The organism is Leptolyngbya sp. UWPOB_LEPTO1, assembly GCF_017302695.1.
Classification (GTDB): domain Bacteria; phylum Cyanobacteriota; class Cyanobacteriia; order Leptolyngbyales; family Leptolyngbyaceae; genus Leptolyngbya; species Leptolyngbya boryana.
Genome location: NZ_JAFLCJ010000033.1, coordinates 41,973 through 48,192, shown reverse-complemented (window position 1 = coordinate 48,192; position 6,220 = coordinate 41,973). Strand labels below are relative to the sequence as shown.

Below are 6,220 nucleotides of genomic sequence, written 5' to 3'. Positions count from 1 at the left end.
CAAGTGCGACTTTGGCTTTGAATTGGGCACTGTGTTGTTTGCGTTTGTTTTGGCTCATAATCTACTCTTACCATGAGGTTGAGGGGGGGTAGCTTATTCACCTGTCCAGCTTTTTGGTTCCACCTCACCCCTCTGGAAAGACGTATAGCTTGCAAGATCCTCAGTTGCAGAAAATGGATTGGTTAGTGGAAGGCATATTAGGAGATGCAGGGACAAAATAGGTGTTGATTGAGGCTATTCTAGACAAGTTCTCTTCATGCCTTATGGGAGTTTTGGAATGTATATAAATCGAGTTTTGGACTTGTCTGTGCAGGGGGCAAAGGTGCTGTTGCAAGCAGCGATCGCAAAAGCTGAAGCGATGGGTGTGCCTCAATGTATTGCCATTGTCGATCGAGGGGGCAATTTGATGGTGTTTGAGCGGATGGAGGGGGCTAAACTTCATAGCCAATTTTCTGCGATTCAAAAGGCTTATACGGCAGTTTCGGCAAAGGTTTCTACAGGGCAATTACCAACTGACTTAGCAGTGGGAATTGCCTTGGCATCGGGAAATCGGTTTGCCACAATTGCAGGAGGTTTACCGATTGAGATTCATGGCGAAGTGATTGGTGGTATTGGTATTGGTTCGGGCACAGATGAGGAGGATATTGAAGTTGCTGAAGCAGCAATTGAGGCTTTGAAAGCAGCGATCTCATCTGAAGCAGGGAGTTAAAAAGAATTGAGCAACGATAAATTTACGAATCGTCTAGTTTTTAGCCACAAACTTCTTAACCATTCTCTAAGAACTGAGTCAGCACTAGAAGTTTTTTGTGGATGAAACTCAGATATAGTTCGATATCTCTATTTTAGTAGTAAACACTCTACATTAACTATAGGGCACCTCGAAAAATTAGATTAAGCCCAGAGCCAACTAGGAAAAAGGATGTCAGGCTAGAAGCAGGGATACTGGGAGGATAGTACTGATGAGACAGGGGTTCGGGAAAGACAAAATCGAACAGCGTTAGGCGAAGTTGGAACAGAAGAAAGACTTGCTGGTGCGTTTAGGGGAAGTGATTGAATGGGAGAGCTTTCGGGCGAGTTTGGAAACAGTGCATGAGAAGCCGCGAAAAAGCAAGGCGTATTGAATAGAGTTGGTTGCGTCCCGATGACTGCAAGCGACATCAACCCCACTGTCCCCGCAACTCGGCAGCAAGAGTCATACAAGCTGGCAAAGGTTTCATAACGATTCTGACGGAGATCCATTCGCTGACCTTCGATCGGTTCGCGAAAGGGATGGATGTCGATCTCCAATCGTTCGATGCTATCTGTTAAGGCTGCATCGTAATCGTCCTGTGGCTGACCCGCAACGCTTCGAGCCGTCTTTCCCATCTGTCTAATGTCAGCAAGGTGGTAGCAGCAGATACAACCCCATCCACTAGTTCATCCGTGCGCCGACACTAAGCGTAGATTGCCCAAATTGCTTGGCGTTTAAATTGCGGCAGCAGTTGGCTACTGAGATAAAACGTGGTCGAATTCACGCAAGTGAGTTGACGACAGCGATCGTAAGCATCAGCAATATCAGACGGTGCGTTTTCGGCAAAAGTAAGTTGCAGCATAGAAGATTAGAGATCAGGGGGCAGAATCACACGATCAATGACATGAATGACACCGTTACTTGCTTTCACATCCGCAGAAATGACCGTTGCATCGTTGACCCTAACCTGATTATTTGCCACTTGAACATTCACCGGACTCCCTTCCACTGATTTCACCTGACCAGAGCGCAGGTTCTTTGACTCTAATGCTCCTGGAACAACATGATAGGTCAGTACTTTTCTCAGTGCTGCACGATTTTCGGGCTTCAACAACTGTTCGAGCGTTCCTGGAGGCAATGCAGCAAAGGCTTCGTTAGTCGGAGCAAAAACTGTTAACTAAGTCTGCTCAGACAGCGTTTTAACCAGTCCTGCGGCTTTGACTGCCTCAACCAGCGTACTGAAGTTTGGATTCGAGGCGGCAATATCAACGATCGTTTGGGGCTGACGAGCGGAAGCTTGAACGGATGTAGACTTTGACGCAGACGGACAAGTCTGAGCAGGGAAGCTGAGGGCAAAGCTTGAGAGAACGATCGCGAAACCAATAATATTGAGCTTTGAGCAGTTCATAACACAGTAACTCCTTGTAGATAACAGCGAAAGATTTTTACAGCAAATATCTCAGAGCGATCTGAATCTTGGTGCTTTCTCCAGCGACGAGAAAGGCAGTGTCTCTGAAACTCGGCGCACGGGTCCCAATTCTCGGATTGCGCGAAAAGCCAAACCCTTCTCTGGGAATGCCGAGAAAACCAGTGTTGAGCTTGCCATCGTCGTTAGAGTCATGAATAACAGCAACGGCATATCGTCCCGGTGGCAGTTGATCAAAGGTAGCTGTCGCTTCTTTGGCTTCAATACAGCGAGAGGCAATGGCGCGATCGCTTTGATTTGGAAAGCCTTGTTCACTCGAAAACAAACTCAGACACAGCGTTCCATCCTGGTTTCTCAAGCCGCTAACCTCAACAGTAAGACGGCTATTAGAAACGGCATCCACAGGTAATGTCATCATCTGTACTCCTAAGATTGATACGATCGCTAAACTGATCGCTTGTCCGTTCATGTCTTTCTCCTGGTAGAATCTCCGTGAACTTGCTTCAGAAACTCTTTCGGCATCCTTAGTCTTTTTGAATCAAGTAACCGTCTTCCATCTCGATAATTCGGTCAGCAATATCAAGAATGCGATTGTCGTGCGTAACAAGCAAAATTGTGCAGCCTTGCTCTTGAGCAAGCCGTTGCATCAGTTCGACCACATCGCGTCCTGATTTCTTATCGAGTGCAGCCGTGGGTTCATCTGCGAGAATAATCTTAGGATTCGCTACGAGCGCGCGGGCAATGGCGACCCGCTGCTTCTGCCCGCCAGAGAGACTATCTGGATAGTAAGTGGTGCGCTCTCCTAGTCCAACCGTCTCCAGCATTTGTTGTGCTTTCTGCTGGCGATCGCGCCAAGGAATCTGAGGATGCAACTCCAGCGTCATCTCTACATTCTCTTGAGCCGTTAAGCTATTGAGTAGATTGTGTGCTTGAAAAATGTAGCCAATTTGCCGTCTTGCCTGAACTAACTGCGATCGTGTTGCTCCACACAGTTCTTGATCCATCGCCTTCAGCAATCAATTCCGCTTGATCCACTCGGTCTGAATCTCAGCAACCCCATTCGATTTATCATCTTTACGCTTGCCATCTACACGGCTGCCAGTTTCTTCACGGTCATGCTCAGCCAGATGATTGTGGTGCAACAGAAAAGCGATCAGAAGATCGAAGAACTGACCGAACAAGTTGAATCTTTAGCCGCTACCCTAGAGCGAACCCGGATTGCACGAGAAATTCATGACTCGCTCGGACATACCTTAACCGATTTAGATACCCAGCTTGCGGTTGCTCAAACCCTACGATCGCACAATCTCGATCAATCGTTTCAAGCTGTCGATACCGCAAAACGATTAGCGCGACAGTGCATCGAGGATGTGAGTCAAGCTCTCGATCGAATGCGTCAATCTGACTTCGATCTGAATCACGCCTTGGTTGCGCTCCTCGAACAACTCAGACAAACTTCAACGGTTCAAGTGCAATGGAAAGTAAACTTGCCGCATCTCCCTGTTTATCAGAGCTATCAAGTGTACTGCATTGTAAAAGAAGGATTGATGAATGTTCAGAAACATGCCCAAGCAACTCACGTTTACTTTTCTGCCGATCAAACACCAGCAGGTCTAATGCTCAATCTCAAAGATGATGGAATTGGATTTGATGCAACAACACTCAAGCCAGGATTTGGACTTCAGGGTATGATCGAGCGAGTTCAACTGTTGCGCGGACAGTTCGAGTTACAAACCGCACCTACTCAAGGGACTCAAATCTCGATCATACTGCCGCTATGATTCGTCTATTGCTTGTCGATGACCAGGAAATTTTCCGGCAAGGACTCGCGACCATGCTTTCAGTCGAAGCAGATCTGGAAATTGCGGGTCATGCAGCCAATGGACAAGAAGCGATCGAGGCAGCAAAGCATTTACAACCCGATGTGATTCTGATGGATGTGCGAATGCCCGTTTGTGATGGCGTACAAGCTACCCAAGAAATTCACCAGTACTATCCGTGGATTCGGATTTTAGTCCTCACCACCTTCGATGACGATGAGTACATTCTGCGATCGCTTCAAGTCGGGGCACTCGGATATCTCTTGAAGCGGACTCCTGCCCCTGAAATTGCGACTGCAATCCGATCGGTCGCTCAAGGATATAGCCAACTTGGACCGACGATTGCACCCAAAGCTTTTTCTCAACTGAAACCACTGTCCTCGAACTACCATCTCGACGAATTAAGCAAACGTGAAATTGAAGTATTGAAACGAGTAGGTGAGGGGAAGAACAATCAAGAGATTGCACAGGAGCTTTTCCTCAGCGAAGGAACCGTCAAAAATCATGTGACTCAAATTTTGAGCAAGTTAGGAATGCGCGATCGAGTAGCAGCAGCACTGTGGGCGCAGCGGAATTTGATCTAAGGATATCGGAAGTTTCTCTACATCACAAAATTTTGGCAGAAGTCGATCCACGGATGAAAGCGTTGTGGGAATGGCATGCCGCTAAAGAACTCGAATACAAAAGCGTTGCCTTCGAGCTGTTCCAACCCGTCAGATTTAGAATATTGCCCGAATTGCAAAGGCTGCTAAAAACTAAAAAAGGTATTCATAGCTTTTTATAGAAGCTACTGCCTTTAAAGGCTGTGAATACGCCCTTAATATTGCACTCCCGCTATTCATTACAAACAGCTTTAGAGATGATTTAGGGACGCTCCCAAGCTTGATCGCTGAAAGGTATGGAGCTAAGGGGATTCGAACCCCTGACCCCTTCAATGCCATTGAGCTAATTCAATCTCTATTAGCCTTCTATTGCGGGGTTTTTAGCGGTTGCAATAGAAGCAGAACCAAAACCAAACCATCGACAGAGATCATTGATAAACTGCTTTTTTATATAAATAGGTGGTAACAGGTGGTAACAGCAAGCTAGAACGTAGTAAATTCAATGCTTTCACCTGTTACCACCTCTGCAAGCTAGGTGGTAACAGGTGGTAACAGATCCATTTATTGGTTTTGCGAGGTTATAGTCAGAACCCAATAAAATTAGGCATCCCAGGCTTGTTACCACCTCAAAACCGACCTGTTACCACCTTGATCGACGAACTCTACGCCTGGGAACCCTAAGCCCGTTCTCTAGCCCCAGTGGCAACGAAAAATCGATTTGGTGAATTTTGAGTCTGAATTCACTGAATGACGATCGCGGGTTTGACGATTCTGGCAAAGTGAGGCAGCCCCCCTTCTTTTTCAAGCAACAAAAAACCCGCTTGATCTCATTGACCAACGGGGCTTCACAGTAATTTTGTTCTTTTACCGGACGATCGCGAATGGGCTGACTCTGGCGTTAATGTGGGAGCTGGTAGCGTAGGGATTTGGGGCAGAGCGACGGGATTGACGATCGAACGGGTTTTCGCTTGAGAAGCGCTCATGATTAATATGAGATAAATCTCAGTAGATACTCAGCGATGACAAAAAAGCGCCCCCGATTATTAAAAGGCACAAAAAACCTAGCGATGCTGATTGCAATGACTGTTCGTAACGAGATGGAAGACTTTCATTGCAAATACCTGAGCGACGCACAAATGCAGGAACTCAACCCACTGATTAGAAACGCGATCGTAACCGCTCTCCACACTGCCAGAAACTATAGCGAAGACGAAGCCTCGTATGAATGGGTGAATTTTCAATTAAAGCTGATTCCTGAATACTGGGAGGAGCCTGAGTTAACCGAGGATTTTCGCAACCTTGTGAAGTCGCTTCGGCGGCGGCATCGGGAAGCGTTGCGGAAATCTTCAGGCACAGCAGGGGAACTCTAAACCCGCTCCCTCAAGATTTGCGCCAATGGAAAATCAATGGACAGCTCGCCCCTGGAAAGTAGTTCAAGGTGTGGGGATCTCATTCTTGGTTATCGTGGTTCTCGCCTTCATCTACGGCAAATTTATCCATCACCCGTTGCGTATCTGGTTGGCAGATGGGGAATGGTGCGTCAGATTTTCTCCAGATGGGTCAGGGAAAGTCCTCTACGGCTCCGAGTGCGATCGCTGAGCGTTGGGAATTCTAAACGGGCAATGCACCACTAGTTTTAGAC

Annotated in this window: 10 protein-coding genes and 2 pseudogenes; 6 read left to right on the top strand and 6 right to left on the bottom strand. The window is 47.1% G+C overall.

Going from position 1 to position 6,220, the window contains the following annotated elements:
* Nucleotides 1-277: 277 nt before the first annotated feature.
* Nucleotides 278-709 (top strand): GlcG/HbpS family heme-binding protein, encoded by a 432-nt coding sequence (locus J0L70_RS28965; protein WP_287456869.1) that lies wholly within the window; start codon nt 278-280, stop codon nt 707-709.
* Nucleotides 710-927: 218 nt separating this feature from the next.
* On the opposite strand, the gene J0L70_RS28960 is transcribed toward J0L70_RS28965, so the two are convergent.
* The 6 genes and pseudogenes from J0L70_RS28960 to J0L70_RS28935 form a co-directional block, all read right to left on the bottom strand.
* Nucleotides 928-1,365, bottom strand: coding sequence for a squalene/phytoene synthase family protein (locus tag J0L70_RS28960; protein WP_268242062.1), 438 nt, complete (start codon nt 1,363-1,365; stop codon nt 928-930).
* A gap of 68 nt (nt 1,366-1,433) precedes the next feature.
* Entirely contained in the window at nt 1,434-1,592 is a 159-nt protein-coding gene (locus tag J0L70_RS28955; RefSeq protein ID WP_017287495.1) for a hypothetical protein, read from the bottom strand.
* 6 nt (nt 1,593-1,598) lie between these two features.
* A pseudogene (locus J0L70_RS28950) lies at nt 1,599-1,895 on the bottom strand (fasciclin domain-containing protein); the annotation flags it as partial.
* A 12-nt stretch (nt 1,896-1,907) separates the two neighbouring features.
* Nucleotides 1,908-2,138: a fasciclin domain-containing protein gene (locus J0L70_RS28945; RefSeq protein WP_242044378.1), complete on the bottom strand. Its 231-nt coding sequence runs from the start codon at nt 2,136-2,138 to the stop codon at nt 1,908-1,910.
* 37 nt (nt 2,139-2,175) lie between these two features.
* Nucleotides 2,176-2,625, bottom strand: coding sequence for a DUF2141 domain-containing protein (locus J0L70_RS28940; protein WP_287456868.1), 450 nt, complete (start codon nt 2,623-2,625; stop codon nt 2,176-2,178).
* A gap of 55 nt (nt 2,626-2,680) precedes the next feature.
* Nucleotides 2,681-3,169, bottom strand: a pseudogene (locus J0L70_RS28935) (ATP-binding cassette domain-containing protein); the annotation flags it as partial.
* A 102-nt stretch (nt 3,170-3,271) separates the two neighbouring features.
* On the opposite strand from J0L70_RS28935, the gene J0L70_RS28930 reads away from it, so the two are divergent.
* The 5 genes from J0L70_RS28930 (at nt 3,272) to J0L70_RS28915 (ending at nt 6,177) form a co-directional block, all read left to right on the top strand.
* Entirely contained in the window at nt 3,272-3,937 is a 666-nt protein-coding gene (locus tag J0L70_RS28930) for a sensor histidine kinase (RefSeq protein ID WP_353736676.1), read from the top strand.
* Nucleotides 3,934-4,560, top strand: a complete 627-nt coding sequence (locus tag J0L70_RS28925) for a response regulator transcription factor (protein WP_017287500.1) — start codon at nt 3,934-3,936, stop codon at nt 4,558-4,560. Before J0L70_RS28930 ends, J0L70_RS28925 begins: the two co-directional genes overlap by 4 nt.
* A complete protein-coding gene (locus tag J0L70_RS32070; RefSeq protein WP_353736674.1) occupies nt 4,536-4,760 on the top strand; it encodes a metal-dependent hydrolase in 225 nt (74 codons plus the stop codon). Before J0L70_RS28925 ends, J0L70_RS32070 begins: the two co-directional genes overlap by 25 nt.
* Nucleotides 4,761-5,657: 897 nt before the next feature.
* The gene (locus J0L70_RS28920; protein WP_287456864.1) at nt 5,658-5,948 is read left to right on the top strand and encodes a hypothetical protein; all 291 of its coding nucleotides are present in this window, start codon (nt 5,658-5,660) and stop codon (nt 5,946-5,948) included.
* A 25-nt stretch (nt 5,949-5,973) separates the two neighbouring features.
* Nucleotides 5,974-6,177 (top strand): hypothetical protein, encoded by a 204-nt coding sequence (locus tag J0L70_RS28915; RefSeq protein ID WP_287456863.1) that lies wholly within the window; start codon nt 5,974-5,976, stop codon nt 6,175-6,177.
* Nucleotides 6,178-6,220: the final 43 nt, after the last annotated feature.